The organism is Fictibacillus sp. 23RED33 (assembly GCF_015903925.1).
Classification (GTDB): Bacteria; Bacillota; Bacilli; order Bacillales; family Fictibacillaceae; genus Fictibacillus; species Fictibacillus phosphorivorans.
The window spans coordinates 483,785-502,290 of sequence record NZ_JACZDX010000002.1; the positions used below are offsets into that span (position 1 = coordinate 483,785).

General features: G+C 39.6%; 17 protein-coding genes. 11 read left to right on the top strand and 6 right to left on the bottom strand.

Annotation, left to right across the window (positions count from 1 at the left end; genetic code table 11):
• The first annotated feature begins 11 nt into the window (after positions 1-11).
• Complete coding sequence (locus IHV09_RS10710; RefSeq protein ID WP_144698131.1) at positions 12-848, top strand: undecaprenyl-diphosphate phosphatase; 837 nt, start codon at positions 12-14, stop codon at positions 846-848.
• Between the two features lie 48 nt (positions 849-896).
• Here the strand turns inward: IHV09_RS10710 and IHV09_RS10715 are convergent, their stop codons facing one another.
• The gene (locus IHV09_RS10715; protein WP_066397538.1) at positions 897-1,103 is read right to left on the bottom strand and encodes a CsbD family protein; all 207 of its coding nucleotides are present in this window, start codon (positions 1,101-1,103) and stop codon (positions 897-899) included.
• 17 nt (positions 1,104-1,120) lie between these two features.
• A complete protein-coding gene (locus tag IHV09_RS10720; protein WP_197264476.1) occupies positions 1,121-1,651 on the bottom strand; it encodes a general stress protein in 531 nt (176 codons plus the stop codon).
• A gap of 219 nt (positions 1,652-1,870) precedes the next feature.
• On the opposite strand from IHV09_RS10720, the gene IHV09_RS10725 reads away from it, so the two are divergent.
• The 7 genes from IHV09_RS10725 to IHV09_RS10755 all read left to right on the top strand — a co-directional run bounded on the left by IHV09_RS10725 (position 1,871) and on the right by IHV09_RS10755 (position 9,991).
• Positions 1,871-3,094, top strand: a complete 1,224-nt coding sequence (locus IHV09_RS10725; RefSeq protein ID WP_197264477.1) for an EAL and HDOD domain-containing protein — start codon at positions 1,871-1,873, stop codon at positions 3,092-3,094.
• A gap of 107 nt (positions 3,095-3,201) precedes the next feature.
• Positions 3,202-4,200 carry an LLM class flavin-dependent oxidoreductase gene (locus IHV09_RS10730; protein WP_197264478.1) on the top strand — a complete coding sequence of 333 codons (999 nt, stop codon included), beginning with the start codon at positions 3,202-3,204 and terminating at the stop codon, positions 4,198-4,200.
• A gap of 108 nt (positions 4,201-4,308) precedes the next feature.
• Complete coding sequence (locus IHV09_RS10735) at positions 4,309-5,322, top strand: LLM class flavin-dependent oxidoreductase (RefSeq protein WP_197264479.1); 1,014 nt, start codon at positions 4,309-4,311, stop codon at positions 5,320-5,322.
• A gap of 117 nt (positions 5,323-5,439) precedes the next feature.
• Complete coding sequence (locus IHV09_RS22820) at positions 5,440-5,511, top strand: hypothetical protein (protein WP_197264544.1); 72 nt, start codon at positions 5,440-5,442, stop codon at positions 5,509-5,511.
• 188 nt (positions 5,512-5,699) lie between these two features.
• Positions 5,700-6,221, top strand: a complete 522-nt coding sequence (locus tag IHV09_RS10745) for a DinB family protein (protein ID WP_197264480.1) — start codon at positions 5,700-5,702, stop codon at positions 6,219-6,221.
• Positions 6,222-6,397: 176 nt separating this feature from the next.
• Entirely contained in the window at positions 6,398-6,850 is a 453-nt protein-coding gene (locus IHV09_RS10750; RefSeq protein WP_153237487.1) for a MarR family winged helix-turn-helix transcriptional regulator, read from the top strand.
• Between the two features lie 15 nt (positions 6,851-6,865).
• The gene (locus IHV09_RS10755) at positions 6,866-9,991 is read left to right on the top strand and encodes an MMPL family transporter (protein ID WP_197264481.1); all 3,126 of its coding nucleotides are present in this window, start codon (positions 6,866-6,868) and stop codon (positions 9,989-9,991) included.
• Between the two features lie 335 nt (positions 9,992-10,326).
• On the opposite strand, the gene IHV09_RS10760 is transcribed toward IHV09_RS10755, so the two are convergent.
• The 4 genes from IHV09_RS10760 to IHV09_RS10775 all read right to left on the bottom strand — a co-directional run bounded on the left by IHV09_RS10760 (position 10,327) and on the right by IHV09_RS10775 (position 14,334).
• Positions 10,327-10,716, bottom strand: a complete 390-nt coding sequence (locus tag IHV09_RS10760) for a hypothetical protein (RefSeq protein WP_197189736.1) — start codon at positions 10,714-10,716, stop codon at positions 10,327-10,329.
• An 81-nt stretch (positions 10,717-10,797) separates the two neighbouring features.
• Positions 10,798-13,185, bottom strand: a complete 2,388-nt coding sequence (locus tag IHV09_RS10765; protein ID WP_197264482.1) for an immune inhibitor A domain-containing protein — start codon at positions 13,183-13,185, stop codon at positions 10,798-10,800.
• Positions 13,186-13,471: 286 nt separating this feature from the next.
• Entirely contained in the window at positions 13,472-13,876 is a 405-nt protein-coding gene (locus IHV09_RS10770) for a DUF3021 domain-containing protein (RefSeq protein ID WP_197264483.1), read from the bottom strand.
• On the bottom strand, positions 13,873-14,334 hold the full coding sequence (locus tag IHV09_RS10775; RefSeq protein WP_197264484.1) for a LytTR family DNA-binding domain-containing protein: 462 nt from the start codon (positions 14,332-14,334) through the stop codon (positions 13,873-13,875). The genes IHV09_RS10770 and IHV09_RS10775 overlap by 4 nt, the downstream gene beginning before the upstream one ends.
• A gap of 179 nt (positions 14,335-14,513) precedes the next feature.
• On the opposite strand from IHV09_RS10775, the gene IHV09_RS10780 reads away from it, so the two are divergent.
• The 3 genes from IHV09_RS10780 to IHV09_RS10790 all read left to right on the top strand — a co-directional run bounded on the left by IHV09_RS10780 (position 14,514) and on the right by IHV09_RS10790 (position 18,463).
• The gene (locus IHV09_RS10780) at positions 14,514-15,425 is read left to right on the top strand and encodes a GAF domain-containing protein (protein ID WP_197264485.1); all 912 of its coding nucleotides are present in this window, start codon (positions 14,514-14,516) and stop codon (positions 15,423-15,425) included.
• A 233-nt stretch (positions 15,426-15,658) separates the two neighbouring features.
• Positions 15,659-16,894 carry an aminopeptidase gene (locus IHV09_RS10785; RefSeq protein ID WP_197264486.1) on the top strand — a complete coding sequence of 412 codons (1,236 nt, stop codon included), beginning with the start codon at positions 15,659-15,661 and terminating at the stop codon, positions 16,892-16,894.
• A 393-nt stretch (positions 16,895-17,287) separates the two neighbouring features.
• A complete protein-coding gene (locus IHV09_RS10790; protein ID WP_197189731.1) occupies positions 17,288-18,463 on the top strand; it encodes a glycosyl hydrolase family 18 protein in 1,176 nt (391 codons plus the stop codon).
• The last annotated feature ends 43 nt before the right edge of the window (positions 18,464-18,506 follow it).

Here is an 18,506-nt window from a genome sequence, read left to right on the forward strand (position 1 = left end):
CAGTTATTTTTATGGACATCCTATTGTTGTTAAAAGCCCTTATTCTAGGGTTAGTTGAAGGTTTGACGGAGTTCGCTCCTGTTTCATCTACGGGACATATGATTCTTGTGGATGACATGTGGTTAAAATCACAAGACTTTTTAGGTAAATACCCAGCGAATACATTTAAAGTTGTGATTCAGCTTGGTTCGATTTTAGCGGTAGTCGTTGTTTTCAGACAACGATTCATCGATATGCTTGGACTTAGCAGAAACAAAGCAACAAATGAAATTACGGGGAGCCGTTTAAAATTAACGCAAGTCATCGTGGGTCTCTTACCTGCAGGTGTTCTTGGCTTGTTGTTTGAAGATTATATTGATGAGTACCTTTTCACGACGAACACTGTACTCATTGGACTCGCGATTGGTGCGTTTCTCATGATTTTTGCTGATCGATTTGCTGCTAAAAATCAAAATCCTGTTATTGACACAGTAGATAAGATTACGTACAAACAAGCTTTCTCTATTGGATTGATTCAGTGTTTGTCCCTGTGGCCAGGATTTTCACGCTCTGGTGCTACGATTTCAGGTGGTGTCCTTCTAGGGCTTAGTCACCGTGCTGCAGCTGATTTTACATTTATCATGGCCGTTCCGATCATGGCAGGTGCGAGTGGTATTTCCCTATTAAAGAACTTAGAGTATTTTAGTATGGATGCTATGCCGTTCTTTATTGTTGGATTTATCAGTGCGTTTGTATTCGCTATGTTATCGATCCGCTTCTTCTTAAACATTATCGAAAAAGTTAAGCTAACTCCATTTGCGATCTATCGTCTTGTGCTTGTAGCTGTTATCTTTTTTGTTATCATGTAATGAAAAAGAAACCCCACTTGGTTCAAACAAGTGGGGTTTCACTATTTTTTAATATTGTTCCATTCTGCTATACCAATCGTCGTATTCACGTTCTGCTTCTTCTCTTTTTCTTCCGTGCCTTTCTTGAATCTTTCCGATCATTTTTTCACGGTCACCTTGTGCTTGATCGTAATCATCATCTGTCAGGTTGCCCCATTGTTTCTTAGCTTCACCTTTCAACTGTTTCCATTTGCCTTCCATTGTATCGTTTTTCATATTGAATCATCCTCCTTTTAATATTTGTTGGAATATGAATCTTCATAACGATGTGCATTTGTTGAACGGTACGTACGGAATGTATCATTAACCTGTCTATGTCGACTTACTTCATTCGTATCAACGAGAACGAGAATGTCCCCAGCTTCAACAGATTGTTCGTATTCTTTCGCTTCATTTTCAGGAATTCCTAATCCTACAAGAGCTCCAACAATTCCTCCGGCGCCAGCGCCTACCGCTGCTCCACCGAGTGCCGCAGCAATGGGTCCTGCCGCTACAATCGGGCCGATCCCTGGAATAGCCAGTGCACCTGCACCTAGTAATAGCCCGCCAAGTCCACCAAGAATGCCACCTGTAGCCATTCCTGTGGCAGCCCCTTCAGGAGCTTTTGAGCCGGTTTCTTCATGAATATGTTTTACTTCTTTTTTGTCTTTTGCGATCACTGAAATTTCGTTGTCACTATAACCTTCTTCTCTCAGCTCTTTAATTGCATCGATTGCATCATCTTCTGAACGGAAAACACCAACTACTTTACCATGAGTATCCATCGATTTCCTCCTTTTTGTAGAAGATTAATACGTAGTTTGTGTTCCCACTGGTCATCAAGATGAAACATGAACTTGCAGGTTCGACAAAAGTATACATAGAATATAAAACACAGCATTTGGAAGCATTTAACAGCAAGACACGTATTGTACTTGTTTACAATTTATGGTTTGATGTCTATATAAAGGAAAAAAGATTATTGATTGTGAATGGGGATTGAAATGGATATTTTTATCGGCAGACAACCGATCTTAGATAAAGATGAGAACGTTGTGGCTTATGAACTTTTATATAGAAACAGTGAGAACAATAGATATGATGGCTTGGATCATGACAGTGCTACGATAGATGTGATGGTGAACAGCTTTGCTGGAATCGGGATCAAAGAAGTTGGAGAACGCAAGAAATGTTTTATAAACTTTACGGAAAATCTGTTGTTAAATCGAATTCCTACTTATATTTCTCCTCAATATATCGTTGTTGAGATCTTAGAAGATGTTCGTCTAACGGACGAAGTACTTGAAGTCTGTAAAGAGTTGAAGAATAAAGGATATATTATTGCGCTGGATGATGTTTCAGTAAACCGCAACTTAGATAGAGTTCTGCCTTATATCGATATTATTAAAGTAGATTATTTAATCATGGACGTCGAAGAGATGAAGATTATGATTGAAACGTACCGCGAGCAGATTACATTTCTAGCTGAAAAGATCGAAACACGGGAACAGTTTGAAGAAGCCAAAGAGCTAGGATTTGAGTATTTTCAAGGCTACTTCTTTAGCAGACCCGTTATATTACAAGGAAAGGATATCGCTCCTATTCCAACGAACTATCTTTTGTTATTAGAAAAGTTGAATGGTTCCGATCCAGACATTGATGAGATCAGCAGCTTGATCCAACGTGACCTCTCGCTTTCTTATAAGCTTTTGAAAGTGATGAATTCTGGTACCTACTTTTTTAAAAGTAAGATTACAACGATTAAACAGGCAGTCGTTCTAGTCGGTCTATATGAGATCAAAAAGCTCGTTATGATTTTGATGATGTCGAGTTTGAACAGAGTCGATAATGGATTAGAAATTGTAAAGATGAGTCTTACTCGGGCCTTCTTTTTTGAACGCATCGCAAAATCTGTAGGTGTATCTAAGAACCATCTCTACATGTTTGGTATGTTTTCTCTTATCGACACTCTGCTAAGTAAGAACATGAAAGATGTGATCGCAGACCTTCCGATAACGAACGAGCTGGCTGAAGCTCTTTTAGGGAATAGGGATTCCTATAACCTTGCATTAAAAATCGTACAAGGTTTGGAGAGAGGTTCATGGCTGGAAATTCAGTCGATTTGCCGCACGTTAAATTTGACAGAAGCGGAACTCTTTACGCATTACCGAGCAAGTACATTATCTGCTGATCAGTTTGTAAAGGCGGATGCTGAAATAAAAGTCTAGCTTTATCGAACCTCAAGTGGGGTTCTTTTTTTATTTGATAATCCTCAAAAAAAGTAAAGAGAGTCAGATTGGAGTAAAATACAAGAATACAAGGGAGGATGCACCTGATGAAATTAAGCATACTCGATCAATCACCAATCTCCTCTGGTAAAAGTGCGCAAGATGCTCTTCAAGCTTCAATGGATCTGGCAAAAGAGGGAGAAAAGCTCGGATATATTCGTTATTGGATAGCGGAACATCATAACTTTAGCGGCTTATCTTGTTCAGCGCCAGAAGTGATGTTGAGCTACATAGGGGCAAACACAGAAAAGATACGACTCGGCGCAGGAGCTGTGCTTTTACCGCATTATAAACCTTACAGAGTTGCGGAAACCTATAACATGCTTGCTACCCTTTTTCCAGATAGAATCGATCTAGGTATCGGCCGTGCACCTGGGGGTTCAGCAGAAGCGTCGATCGCTCTTTCGGACAATTATCTGGAGAATGTTCGAAAAGTTCCGGACTACACTAAACAACTGCTGCATTTTCTGCATAACGATTTTCCAAACGACGATATGTTCTCTAAGATTCAGGCCGCGCCAGTCCCTGAGATATCGCCCGTTCCATGGATTCTTGGAACAAGCCAAAAAAGTGCCGATTTAGCTGCAGAACTTGGAACAGCTTATGCGTTCGGTCATTTTATGAGTGATAAGCCAGGGCACGAAATTGTAGCATCCTACCAAAAGTCGTTTCAGCCAAAATCACTATTGAAAACAGCAAAAACCATTGTTGCGGTATCTGTGATCTGCGCAGAAACAACGGAACGTGCTGAGGAACTCGCATTACCAGGAATTCTATGGAGAAAACAGAATGTTGCTGGCGAGGGAAGTGGCGTTCCAACACTAGAAGAAGCTCAGAGCTCTTTCTCTATAGAAGAACAGAAACAATTAATACTTGAGGCAAAAAGAAAAATAATGATAGGCACACCACAAGAGGTAAAGAAAGAACTACAGAGACTTCAAGAAATCTATCATACAGATGAAATAATGATTGTGACGATTACTCACTCTTATGAAGACCGCAAAAAGTCATATGAGTTGCTCGCTAAGCACGTGCTATCCACATAAAGGATAAGCAGTATTTTTTATTTAAGAAAGCAAACTTGTTATACTAGTAGCGAATTATTAAAATATAGTAGCTAATTTTTTGTTGCTTTAAATAAGGAGGACGTTACGATGTCCAATAAAAGAAGTTTAAGTGATGTGAAATGGTCAGTTCTTGACCTTGCACCGGTCGTTGAAGGTGGAACGGTAACGGAATCGTTTCAAAATACGTTAGATCTCGCTCAGCATGCTGAGAAATGGGGATACAACCGTTATTGGCTAGCTGAACATCATAACATGCCTGGAATCGCGAGCTCTGCTACTTCGGTCGTGATCGGACATGTGGCGGGTGGTACTTCAAAAATTCGTGTCGGTTCTGGCGGGATCATGCTTCCTAACCACGCCCCACTCGTGATTGCTGAACAATTCGGCACACTTGATGCACTTTATCCCGGAAGAATCGACCTCGGACTAGGCCGAGCTCCGGGAACTGATCAGGTAACCGCACAAGCCCTTCGCCGTGATCTAGACAACATGGGTGATGATTTTCCATATCAGTTAGATGAACTGCGAACGTATCTCGATCCAGAACGAGCAGAATCGCCGATGAAAGTTAGAGCGGTTCCTGGAGAAGGACAAGATATTCCGATCTGGCTTTTAGGTTCAAGTGGATTTAGTGCACGATTGGCGGGTAGAGAAGGACTGCCGTTTGCATTTGCGAGTCATTTCTCCCCAGACAACACGATTCCTGCTCTAGAGTTATACCGTAATACGTTCACACCATCAGAAGTACTTGAGAAACCGTATGCGATGGTTGGAGCAAACGTAGTAATCGCAGATACAGACGAGGAAGCAGCACGAATCGCTACTTCTCTTCAGCAGCAGTTCGTCAACTTAGTGCGTGGAAATCCAACGAAGCTGAAGCCCCCTGTTGAGAGCATGGATGGGATCTGGAGTCCGTATGAAAAAGCGGCACTCGACCAACAATTACGCACATCCTTTATCGGTAGTCCTGAAACGGTTAAAGCTAAGCTGCAAGCGTTCTTGGACGAAACACAGGCAGATGAAATTATTGTAAATGGTCAGATCTACGATCATGCTGCAAGATTGCGTTCTTTTGAGTTGTTATCAGAGATCGTAAAATAAGGTATGTGATGATCAGCGTACTCCTTAGGGGAGTGCGCTTTTTTTGGGTATTTGAGTTTCAGAGCTTGTCGAAGTTTGTAGACTCGCAGATAACTTTTGGATTGAGCAGCAAAACTCGTGGATAAAACCGCAAAACTTCAGGATAAAACCGCAAAACTTCAGGATAAAACCGTAAAACTTCTGGATTGAACCCATCAAATGCCTCGGAGGGTATACAATGTGGCATACATCCTGCCCCGCAGAAAGCAAACAGTCACTTCCAAAAGCCGCACGAATTCCTTTCTGAGGAAAAAGAACATTCGTTTGCATTTTTAAAGGAGTCTTCCATCTCAATATCGAAATTAGTACCTGGAATAACAAACTTGGAGGTATTAAAGATGGGTAAATCGCTACAGCTTCAACAATTCAACTCTTGGGCTAATGAGAAGGTATTTGAGAAACTTAAAGAACTTCCAACCGAAATGTATAGAAAAGAGGTAGAAAGTGTTTTTCCTACGATTGCCGATGTTCTCGTACATATGTATCAAGTTGACTATGTATGGCTACAGGTACTAAAAGGGAGAACATTCGAAGATATTTTTAACTCCGTAAAACAGCTACACGAAGAAATAAAAACGGCGGATTTAGAAAATATGCAGAAAAAATTTCAATCCATATCTGAAGACTACGAGAATTTCATCAAAGGAATAGGAGATTTATCCGCTGATATTACCGTTCATCATCCACATTTCGGAACACTACATTCAACCTATGCAGATCTTAATCAGCACATCGTTAATCACGGCACGTATCATCGCGGTCATCTATCGGCAATCGTCAATCAGCTCGGCTATAAAGGAGCATCGATCGATTATATTTTTTATCTTTATTCACTACAAGAAAACAAGCAAACTTCATAAGAAAGATAAAGAAGGCATATCTAAAGAGATATGTCTTTTTTGTTACTTTTAAATAGATCTCTGTAAAAGTTACAGCAGAGTGATTGACAAGCTGCTTGTCCACCATGTAATCTAAGTTTGGAAATAGATAGTTCAATGATTGAATAGTTAAAAAAATGAACCACCAGGAGGTTACCATGTCACAACTATCCATTAAAGAACTTGTTGATCGTTATATCGATCTCACATTTGCCGTTCATAAAAAAGGGGAGTCGCTCGTAAAAGAACAGCTGCAGAGTGAACTTTCTAATGATCAATTTTATACATTGAAGTACATTTACAAGACTGAGAACTGCACGTCAACCGAGCTAGCTAAAGTTTTTGATGTAAAAAAAAGTGCCATTACAGCTGTGATCACAAAATTGTGGGATCAAGATTTGATCGAGAGAACGAGAGATCAAAATGATCGCCGCGTCGTTTATCTCACATTAACGGAAACGGGACTCGAGCTTTACAAAAAAACAGAAGAGCGAATCTACAACTTGGTAGAATCCATCATTACTCAGTTTGAGGAGCAGGAGATCAAGCAGTTTATTGAAACGTACGAAAAGATCAATAACATCTTAACAACACTTCAGGAAAAACAATAGGCAGGGGGAGAAATCGTGCGGTTTATTTTAAAACAAAAATGGCTTGTGCTTGTAGCATGGATCGCTGTCGTTGCCGTTCTTATGTTATCGGCACCTAATATGGCAGAGCTGGTTCGAGAAAAAGGACAAGTCGATGTACCGGATGGCTATTCGTCATCATTGGCTTCAGACATTATGAGCGAAGTTCAGGAACAAGAAGGAGGTGGAGATGAGTCTACCGTAGCCCTTGTCTTTACAGATGAAAAGGGGCTTAGTGCCGCAGATAAAAAAGAAGTTGAGCGTGCGATTCGTCAACTTGAAAAGAGCAAAGAAGAACTAGGAATCACGGAGATTCTGACTCACTTTAATGAAAAAAGTCTGGAGAAGCAGTTAGTCTCAAAAGATGGAAACTCTATCTTAACGTCTATAAAAGTAGCTTGGAATGACCGGGAGCCAAGTGAAGTGAATGAGGCTCTATACAAAACGATCCAAGACAACAATGTTGATCACTATTACACAAGTAACTGGATGATCAACGAAGATCTTGTAAAGAGTTCTGAAGAGGGACTTAAAAAGACAGAAGGCATTACGGTAGTATTCATTCTAGGCGTGTTGCTCTTAGTATTCAGATCGGTTGTTGCCCCACTTATTCCGTTGTTAACCGTTGGTGTGACGTATCTTGCTTCACAATCAATCGTGGCGATGTTAGTCGATTCGTTCGACTTTCCAATTTCCAATTATACGCAGATCTTTTTAGTCGCTGTACTGTTTGGAATCGGGACAGATTATTGCATTCTTTTGCTAAGTCGATATAAAGAAGAACTAACACTCACAGAAAGTAAAACAGAAGCGATTATCGCAACGTATCGTCAGGCGGGACGTACTGTTTTCTTTAGTGGATTGGCGGTCATGATTGGATTTGCTGCGATCGGTTTTTCACAGTTCATTCTCTATCAATCAGCAGCAGCCGTTGCGGTTGGTGTAGGTATACTTTTAGTCGCTCTATTCACTATTGTTCCTTTCTTCATGATGGTCTTGGGGCAGAAAATCTTTTGGCCATCTAAGAAAAAAGCGGAGCATGGCGAAAGCAAGCTCTGGGCAGTTGCAGGGAACTTTTCGTTAAAACGTCCATTGTTATCGCTCGTACTCGTTGCGGTGATATGCGTACCTTTTCTTGTGACGTATGATGGAAAGCTATCGTTTAACTCATTAGAAGAAATTTCAGGGGATGTTTCATCGATCCAAGCGTTTAATGTAATTGAAGAAAGCTTTGGAGCGGGAGAATCGATGCCAACAAACATCGTTATTAAAAATGATGAAAGTATGGACTCGACTTCATACATGGAGCTTGCTGAAAAGATTAGTCAGGAACTTGAAAAGGTTAACCACGTTGATGCAGTAAGGTCTGTTTCCAGACCTACTGGCGAACCGGTTGAAGAATTCTTCGTCTACAAGCAGGCAGAAAACTTAGGCGATGGCCTTGGTGATGGAAAAGAAGGAATCAATAAAATCAGCAGCGGACTTATGGAAGCGAGCGGAGAGTTATCAAAATCTGAGCCGCAGCTGACTGGTGCGACTGACGGCATTCAGCAGCTTATCGACGGCACGAGTGCTACTCAATCGGGTTTATACGAGATTCAAAAGAATCTGGTGAAGATAGAAGATGGAATTCGAAAAGGAACGATAGGAGCAGCTGACGCAAAAAAGGGATTACAACAGATAAAATCTAAACAACAAGAGCTGTTGGCTGGTTATCAAAAGATTCAGAAGGGTTATGAACAAGCGGGATCAAATCTATCAACGATCCAATCAAACTACGTAAAACTAGGGCAAGGTTTAGGAAGCTTGAATACTGCTTTAGCCTCGATTACAGAACAAGATTTTCAAGCTTTGGAAGATCGTTATGGAATTATTCCAGAAAACGATGCAGAGTATCAGAAAATAAAGAACACAGTGAAAGCAACTCAAAACCAATTGCCTGTTATCAAAGGTCAACTAGACCAATTAAACGGTGGATTGAGTCAAGTTTCATCAGGTGTTCAACAAGCCAATGGAAAATTTAAAGAGGTTAATGGTTACCAGCAAAGCATCATTGGTGGACTTCAACAAGTGATCGATGGTACAGATCAACTTCAGTCCGGTCTCGGGCAGTTAGCTAACGGTCAAGGTCAGATCGTTGATAATGTACCTAAGCTAACAAACGGCTTAAGCGGTATCAATAGCGGCCAACAAGAACTTCTAAAAGGATTTGAAGACCTTGGTGGTCAGTTTAGTCAGTTAACGACTGGTTTAGATCAGAGTGCTGACGGATTGAATCAAGTTTCAGATGGTCTTGGTTCTGCGCAGGATTATTTGAACAATCTAGCCGAAACAAAGGATAAGAGTGCTTTTTATATGCCAGAAGAGGTCCTTGAAAGCGAGGATTTTGAACAGGCACTCCATGCTTATCTATCAGAAGATCGCAAAACGATGACGATGGATGTAGTGTTTGGAATCAACCCTTATTCTAACGAGTCAATTGATGAAGTAGGCGAGATAAAAGAAGCGATCAATCGAGTGACAAAAGGAACGGAGCTAGAAAACGCAAAAGTGGCAGTTGGGGGAATCACGAGTTCAAACGCTGACTTGCAGACTGTTTCTAGCAATGATTTCTCAAGAACTGTTCTGCTCATGCTAGTAGGAATCTCGATCATTCTCGTATTCTTGTTCCGTTCTTTAATAATGCCTGTCTACTTGATCGGTTCACTCATTTTAACGTATTACACGTCAATGGGGATCAATGAATTCATCTATGTGAATCTTTTAGGATATACAGGTATCAGCTGGGCTGTTCCGTTCTTTGGATTCGTAATCCTTGTGGCGCTCGGGGTTGATTATAGCATCTTCTTAATGGATCGATTTAATGAATATAAAGATCTTACGGTTGCAGATGCGATGCTTCTCGCTATGAAAAAGATGGGGACGGTTATCATTTCCGCCGTTATCATATTAGGTGGAACGTTTGCTGCGATGATGCCTTCTGGAATGCTTTCATTATTGCAGATCGCGTCCATCATCTTAGTAGGGTTGCTTCTATATGCATTTGTCGTGTTGCCGTTACTCATCCCAGTTTTAGTTAAGAACTTTGGTGAAGCAAACTGGTGGCCATATAAACGAAGTTAAGCAATAAAAAAGATGGTTTTAAAGTGCTCTAAGACTAGACACTTTAAACCATCTTTTTTTGTTTTTTTATTAGAATGTTGCTGATTTAAATCTTTTATATTGAATGCGTTCTAAAAGATTGTTGCTTTTAAGTCTTTTTCTATTCCTTCTTTGACTTTTTGATTGTAGTGGAAGTTGCGAGACTCCTGCGGGACAGGCGGGCAGGTGAGACACTTATACGGTAACGTACGAATGTGGCTCACCGTCTGCCCCGCGGAAAGCGAGCATCTGAAACGAAAATCAACTACTTTCAAAAGCAACACTGAATACGAAAACAGCCTTTTATATGCTGTTTGCTATTCAGCTGTCTTACTTTCTTTTTGAATACTTTGCTTCAATTCCTCGATGTATTTCTTTTTAGCTTTTTCATCCTCTAGATTGCCAGGCTTCTTTTGTTGCAGATATTTTTGGAGAGCGTTGTTGATTTCTTCTGTTGTGGCATTCTCAGGAATCTCTCCCTTATCTTTAAGCATCTGAATGATTCTTTCGTCATTCGCGATCATGGCAGTCACCTCGTTTTGTTCTGCAGATTTAGAATCAGAGGAATCTTTTGGATCAGTTTCTGCCTTTTTTTCTTCTGATTCCTTTGTGTTTTTCCCAGGAAGATTATCGTTTTCTTGTGAACTGCAACTCATAAGCAAGATCAGTGTAAAAACCGTTAAGAATACGCGTACAAACTTTTTCACCTTTATACCCTCCTTATTAACAGTTTACCCTAGGAAAATAAAACCCAACTGCATGTACACAGTTGGGTTTCTGAATAATGTTTATTTCTTGCGAGAGATCTTAATCTTCGCTACAGAATTATCTTTACTCTTTCCTTCAACTGAGAACTTTAGTCCGTATTGTGGAACGTTACGTCCTGCGTCTAGAAGTCCAGGGTTAGAGTAGTCATCTTTATCATTGAATACGGAGTTTGGATGGATCGCGTTATCTGTAAGCGATGTTCCATTGATTGCTTTGTAATCTAAGAACATCGGTTTACCTTTATCTGTGTTGAACGCAGCATCATGGATCAGGTAGCGAGTTGAAGCTACTTTACCATCGCTCCATTTAAGCGTTTCTTGGTTGGCATCAACTACGCCTAAGAAACCATCTCCAGGGTGGATGCCTGTCCAGTTGTCAGAATAGCTGTTATCCACGTACCAAACAACAAGTCCGCCATCATAAGACATCAAGCTTTTACCGCGAGCGATGTGCCCAAGCCCTTTATCAACACCTTGGTGATTTCTCCATTCTAATAAGTAGTAATGATCAGAAAAGAATTTTCCTTGGTTCTTCGTGAAGCCTTCTTGCTTAAATGTAGACGTTCCTTCAGCATTATCAAACAATACTTCAGTTCCATCAACGTTTACAGAAATGTCATCTACAAAGAATCCAGGCATTGTTGCAGCTACATCTGTCCAATAGTTGAACTTCAGGTCGATCTTCTTGCCAGCATAAGCTGATAGATTGAACGCTCCGTTTACCCATTCACCATTCGTGCTTCCTGTAATACCGTGGCCAGGGTTTTGTTCATTTGGATTCGTATCTGTTGTCAGGTTTCCTTTAACAGTTACCCAATCCGTTGCTCCTTCTTCTTTCACTTGAATAGAAGCATAATCCCAATCTGTTTCAATATCATACCAAGTTTTAAAGTTTAGTGAAGCTGTTGAAGCTTTTGTAAGATCAAGAGAGGTAACTAATGAGTTATCAAGGTCATCTCCGCTGCCACTGAAATATTGGTTTTCGCCGCTATACGGCTTGTTAACCACTGTTTCTTTTTGTGGAAGATCAACGCGAATGGCATCATTGTTCGTACCTTTCGTGTTTGCCTGATCGAGAAGAACTTCAATTCCTTTACGATCGATCTCTTCGTAAACGAACGTTTCTCCACTTAACCAGTTACCACCGATATACGCTTGTAAGAACTCTTTAGACCAAGCACTGAAACCAGTTGGCTCCGTACCAGGAACTTTACCAGCCCAGCTTCCGCTAGACATGATCGACCAGTAAGCAACAGGCTCACCTTGGCCAGTGTATTGTGTATCATACTCATCTGGAAGCTCAAGATCATGACCATATTCATGAGCGAATACGCCAGCGGCTCCATCAGCAGGTTGAACCGTATAATCGTAAGCTCCCATCATACCGTTCCAATAATCAACTTCAGACTCAGAGCCTGCGATTGGGAAAGGCTGTCCTAGATTCCAACGGTGGCTCCAAATTGCGTCACCAGCAAGTGCACCTCCGCCAGCTTCTTCACCAACGCTTGAGTGAACGATCATGAGGTGATCTACTAAACCATCAGCTTCACGTGTATTGCCATCACCATCCATGTCGTAGCGATCTTCTTGGTCATAGTCTCCTAGATTAATTTTAGGATCTTTTGCTGCCGCTTCTAATGCTTCTTTTACTAGAGAACGAGCGTCTTTGTCGCTACCGTCTGGAGTAGGTACGTTACCTCCATAATAAGCAGCTGGATGTTTAGCTTTATACCATCCTCCAACACTACCTTTTACGGAATAACTTCCACCGGATTGTTGTTCATAATATTGCTTCATGGAGATTAATTTTTCCCCGTTCGGTCCTTTATATCCTTTATTTCCAAAGACTAAGTCTTCATAGTGTTTCTTAGGATATTCTTCATAAAACATATCTGTTTCGTCTGCTTTAATGTTCGTAGCAGGATAGTCTGGAAACTCTATCATAAGAACAAGAACGTTATCTACACGCTTTTGTCCTTTCCACTTTTCTTCTTTTACATTCTTGATTTTATCTTCTTTTCTACCGTCTTTTTTAAGGCCATCTTTTTTATGCTTACTTCTAATTTCTTTACGTTTTTCACTATGTTCATCTTCTAAAGCACCTTCAGAGAATTTAGAAGCGTTCTCTTGTTTTTTGTGTAAAAATTGCTGTAATTTTTTCTGTGCATCTGCTTCAGATGCGTTTTTACTGATTTCACCTTGTTTCTTTAGCATTTCGATCAATTTTTCATCGTTGGCGACGCCTAAATCAAAAGGACCGCCTCCATGCTTATGTCCTTTGTGATCTTCGTGTTGATGTGTAGCTTGTAAATCGGATGATACATTCGCTGGTGCAGCACTAACACCTGAAAAAGCAGAGCAGCTTAACATAGTAGCGAGTGCAGCAGATACCCATTTCCCTTTTTTCACCAAGATTCCCCCTAAATCGTAGTAGTTACCGAAAACCGACATATATTGTCGGATAATTCCGTGTATTCAAAATGTTACCACGATAACGCAACTACTAGAATAGGAGATAACTCCCGTGTTTTTTATATAGAATAGGGAGTATTTACTATTTAAAGAACTATTTTCAAACACTTTTAATTTGAAAAAATGGTGAAGAATGTTTTATTTTAGGAGTTTTCATATAGTTCTTTAGACATAAAAAACAACTCTCGTTCAAAGAGCTGTTTTTTTTAGCTTTTATAAACGTTTAGAGTAAATCGTTTAACTGCCGTTCTATTCTTTTGAAATGAAAATAAAAGATTAAATAGATGAAGCTGTAGATGATAAGAAAGCATAGGAAGCATATTATGAGTGGAGAAGGCTCAACAGGCACCCACTTTGCAAGTATGGCGATGGGGAAGAAGAATGCGACTGAAGTTAAAAAGTGAATACTAGTTTGTTTAAGGGTACTCCATTTTTCATTATCAAAAATCACCGATGCAGTTGAAAAGTAGATTCCGACCAGTAGTGAACCTGTGAAATTCAGCCAAAGTTCTTTTATAGTTATCTCAATTTCGAATAGCATGTAACTAGTTAAAGCAACAAAAAATATCACCGCACCAAAACTCAATCCGATTAAAAGCTTGTTTAAAAAACAATTATTCACAATCATTCATTAGTACCTCCTTTTAATAGTTTTTCTTTTAGTGCTTTAACATATTTTTTACTTACATATTCTCGGTGTCCAGAATGGAAGTACACACACAAATTTCCGTTAAACGATAACTCAAAACGTTTAATCTGATTTACGTTTCCTACTACTGATTTAGAGAAGCGTGCAAAATAGTGATTCCTCAAATGACTTTGGATCATAGTGAGATTCATGCTTACTTCATAGTGTGATTGTTTCGTTCTTGCATAAGTTCTTCTGTCTTCAGAATAAAAATAATCAATTTCTGATGGTTGTAAAATAAACGTTTGATCTTCTTTCGCCCCAAAAATTTTTATGTGGCTTGTTTTGGTGTTCTTAAGGCAAAGGAGAATCTTCTCTAACTCAGAAGTCATTTCATTTGTTTGAATCGTAATGGCAGTTTGTTCATACTTTGGATCAATATCAATCTTAATTTCCAAATAACATCACCTCATAAAAAAGTATCGCATAATTCAAATCATAAGTACCATAATTTAGTATAAGAAGACTGGAATTACGGTTGAAAGAGATATTTTTTTACATAAATGTTTATTTCATTTAGCGAAGGGTAAATAAATGGGTGGACCATCAAAGTATAAACTCAAAAAGATTTTTGGAAATGAAAGGTTGGTCATTTACTTTGTCTATTCATCTAAATGCAGCGCTTAAAAATAAATCGGTTAAAAACTTTGAAGAAGCAACAGAGAATATTCTTCATTTTATGAGTAAACTTATCAACATTAATACCTTGTTTATTGCTAAGAACGACAAAGAAGTAAATGAAATAAAAAAAGCGATTAATAAAAACACAGTATTGATTCAAGAAGGTACATCAATGCCCTTTCAAGAAACGTTTTGTAAAGTGAGTGTGGATCAAGGCAATGATATTCTTTTAATCGAAGATATTACGGAAAATGAACGGACGAAGCATCTGAATGTGACGGCAGATCTAGGTGGTGGAAGCTTTATTGCAATACCGATCTATTATGAAGATGGTGAAAATTACGGAACCATCTGTGGTTTAGATACTGAAACCTTTGAGTTTACAGATCAGCACATCGAGCTTTTCCAGACGATGTCATCCTTATTGACGTACGTGTTAGAACTGGACAAGGCAAATAAAGAGATAAAAGAACTTTCAGTGCCGATCGTTCCTTTAACAAAAGGTGTTGCAATCCTTCCAATCATTGGTCATATCAATGAATATCGAGCAGAAATCATCATTCAAAGCACACTAGAAAGCAGTATGAGCTTAGAACTTGAGTATATGATCGTTGATCTTTCAGGAGTGAGCAGAATCAATAATTCGGTTAGTGAATATCTGTTAAATATTGTGAAGTTGTTAAGGTTAATAGGTGTTACTCCGATTCTAACGGGATTCAGACCTGATCTTGCAATGACAACTTTACATGTTGATGTAGATTTTAATGGAATTATGATCACGAACAATTTAGAGAGTGCACTCTCGCAGATCGGATTTAGCCTAAATAAAACTGAAAGTAATCATTTAAGATCACAGTCTGTTATGTGATCTTTTCTTTTAAGTAAATGTTTCTTTATCTTCATTGTCCGTTTCAGATCCTTACTTTTCCGGAGGTGAGGTGAGCTTACCCTAAGTAGGGGGTAGCTAAGAAGTTTCTCACACTACAGTCAACTTAGAAGTCATTAAAGAAAACAGTAGTCATAATATTCATTTTTTTATATAATTAAAATAATATAAACTTATCAGTCGTTTTTATGTATTCACCAATCGGAGGGGAAAGTATGAAGTCTTTTGAAGAAAAATTGGATCAATACGCTGAATTAGTGATAAAGGTTGGATTAGGTTTAAAAGAGGGACAAAGGTTGCTCATTAGTTCGCCAATTGAGACGGCAGAATTTACGCGTAAGGTAACGAAGCATGCATACGAGAATGGTTGTAAACGAGTGATGGTGGATTGGACAGATACACAAACAAGCCGCATTCATCTCACTCTTGCAGCAGAAGAGGTTCTTCAAAATGATCTACCTTCATGGGAAATTGATAAATATAACAGCCTTGTGGAAAATCATGATTGTTTTTTGATGATCACGGGGAATGATCCAAATGCTTATAAAGGCGTTCCTTCTGAGCGAATGATGTTCGTTCAAAAAAATCGCGGAGAGAAACTTCAAGCTTTCTCAGCAGGTCAATTAAGAGGAGATATGCACTGGGCGATTGCTGGTGCACCTACAGTTGGCTGGGCTAAGAGCGTATTCCCAGACAAAAATGATGAAGAAGCGGTAGATGCATTATGGGAAGCGATCTTCAAAACCGTTCGAGTCGATCAGGATAATCCTGTAGCAGCATGGGACGATCATGTGAAAACGTTGACAGAGAAAGTGAACTACTTAAACGAACAGCAGTTCAAAACGCTTCATTATAAATCAGAAGGTACGGATTTAAGCATCGATCTTCATCCAGATCACACGTGGATTGGTGGAGGTCACCATTCAACGTTCGGAACGTATTATATCCCGAACTTGCCTACGGAAGAAGTGTTCACGACACCGAGAAAATATGGTGTAAACGGTAAAGTATCAAGCTCAAAACCACTTTCCGCGATGGGGAACATCATTGATAACTTCAGCTTAACGTTTAAAGATGGAAAAGTGATTGATTTCACGGCTGAGGAAGGGTATGACACATTGAAACAGCTGCTTAGCATCGATGATGGAATGGGGTACTTAGGTGAGGTTGCATTAGTTCCTCACGATTCACCGATCTCAAACTCAGGTATCACATTTAATAACACATTGTATGATGAAAATGCTTCATGCCATCTAGCGATCGGAACATCAATCACGATGTCAGTTAAGGATGCAGGAAACCTTTCACCAGAACAGATGGAAGAAAAAGAGATCAACTTCAGCCGCGGCCACACTGATTTTATGATCGGTTCTGCAGATCTTGAAATTGAAGCTGAATATGAGGATGGCAAACGTATTCCGTTATTTAAGAATGGAAACTGGGCGATATAATGTTTTAAAGACTCCACGCTCGTGGGGTCTTTTTTTTTGAAATGTATTATGAAGGAAGTTGATTTCCACTCCAGGTTGCACGCTTTCCATGGGGCGACCGGTGAGCCTCCTGCCGCTTTGCGCCTTTAGGAGTCTCCACCTGACCGCTCGTCCCATAGGAGTCGGCAACCTTGCGCTCCAATCAACTTGCATAAGAAGTAAAAAGAAAACAATTATTAGCATCAGTCTTGAATAAATCCGCTCTCTTTTATACATTAGTTATTTTCCTTTTTTTTGTACCTTATGGAAGCTAAGAAACTAACAGGAGTTGAAGGTACGAGCTATCTATTTCTAAAAAAGAGAATAGGACAAACCTCTTCATGGAAAAATAACGAAAATGAAGGAGGTTTGTTTATGAAGAAGATAGTCGCGCTTTTTGCGGCGTTTACGATTGTACTTAGCGGCTGCGGCAACTCTAATAATATGAAGGAAAGCGAAGCCGCTCCAAAGAACATGAGTAACGAAACGCGAAATAGCCCAAGGTTAGAACAGATTAATTCGCCACAGAAAAAACAAGTCGATATCTCAAAAGCTGAAACGAATCATGGTAAAACGAAGATTGAGACATTAGGATTCTTAGAGCCGATCGAAGCGAAACAATCAATAAAAGATGTACAAGAATCGGTAAACGATCTAACTTACGTAGCGTTTTTTAGTTATCAAGTAAATAAAGATGGATCACTTAAGCCGATTAAGGATTATGCGGCGCTTCAAGAAGTGAAGAAATCTAAAGCCATGCCGATGATGGTGTTAACAAACTTTATAGACGGAAACTTTTCACCTGAGATCGCACATAACATCTTCACAGATAAAACCGCTTCAAAAACGCTGATTGGGAGTGTTATCAGCACAATGAAGCAAAAAGGGTATAAAGCACTGAATATTGATTTTGAACATATTAAAGAAAAAGATCGAGAGCTGTATAACGGTTTTCTAGAAACGATCATCCCACAAGTTCAAAAAGAAGGATTTAAAGTTTCAACTGCATTAGCTCCAAAGACAAGTGATGAACAAAAAGGACCGTGGCATGGAGCACATGACTATAAACGTCATGGAGAGCTAGCTGACTTTGTTGTTCTTATGACCTATGAGTGGGGCTGGTCTGGTGGACCTCCAATGGCTGTTGCGCCTGTAAAGCAAGTAGAGAAAGTAGTGAAGTATGCAACATCGGTCATTCCTTCAGAAAAAATTGTGATGGGCGCCCCGCTATACGGATACGATTGGACACTTCCATATAAAAAAGGAAATAAATTTGCTAAACGCGTCGCGCCTGCTGAAGCACATGATTTGGCATTAAAAGAAGATGCGACTGTAAAATACGATAACGAGTCTCAAGCACCGTTTTTTAATTACAAAGATGATAGCGGCAAAGAGCACGTTGTATGGTTTGAGAACGAACAAAGTGCTGAAGCAAAGAATCAACTCGTGAAGAAATATAAATTAAGAGGGCTTGGTTATTGGGTATTAGGAGAACCATTCCCTGAAAACTGGACGCTACTAAGAGATCAATTTGAGATTGCTCATAAATAAAACAAAAAGGATTAAGCATTTTCAAGTGCTTAATCCTTTTTCC

Bases quoted from the DNA above. Each gene is read 5' to 3' on its own strand.
- IHV09_RS10770 (WP_197264483.1), bottom strand. From the start codon at position 13,876: ATGATTGTGAATAATTGTTTTTTAAACAAGCTTTTAATCGGATTGAGT.
- IHV09_RS10780 (WP_197264485.1), top strand. From the start codon at position 14,514: ATGAAAGGTTGGTCATTTACTTTGTCTATTCATCTAAATGCAGCGCTT.
- IHV09_RS10790 (WP_197189731.1), top strand. From the start codon at position 17,288: ATGAAGAAGATAGTCGCGCTTTTTGCGGCGTTTACGATTGTACTTAGC.
- IHV09_RS10710 (WP_144698131.1), top strand. From the start codon at position 12: ATGGACATCCTATTGTTGTTAAAAGCCCTTATTCTAGGGTTAGTTGAA.
- IHV09_RS10725 (WP_197264477.1), top strand. From the start codon at position 1,871: ATGGATATTTTTATCGGCAGACAACCGATCTTAGATAAAGATGAGAAC.
- IHV09_RS10785 (WP_197264486.1), top strand. From the start codon at position 15,659: ATGAAGTCTTTTGAAGAAAAATTGGATCAATACGCTGAATTAGTGATA.
- IHV09_RS10730 (WP_197264478.1), top strand. From the start codon at position 3,202: ATGAAATTAAGCATACTCGATCAATCACCAATCTCCTCTGGTAAAAGT.
- IHV09_RS10715 (WP_066397538.1), bottom strand. From the start codon at position 1,103: ATGAAAAACGATACAATGGAAGGCAAATGGAAACAGTTGAAAGGTGAA.
- IHV09_RS10745 (WP_197264480.1), top strand. From the start codon at position 5,700: ATGGGTAAATCGCTACAGCTTCAACAATTCAACTCTTGGGCTAATGAG.
- IHV09_RS10735 (WP_197264479.1), top strand. From the start codon at position 4,309: ATGTCCAATAAAAGAAGTTTAAGTGATGTGAAATGGTCAGTTCTTGAC.
- IHV09_RS10750 (WP_153237487.1), top strand. From the start codon at position 6,398: ATGTCACAACTATCCATTAAAGAACTTGTTGATCGTTATATCGATCTC.
- IHV09_RS10720 (WP_197264476.1), bottom strand. From the start codon at position 1,651: ATGGATACTCATGGTAAAGTAGTTGGTGTTTTCCGTTCAGAAGATGAT.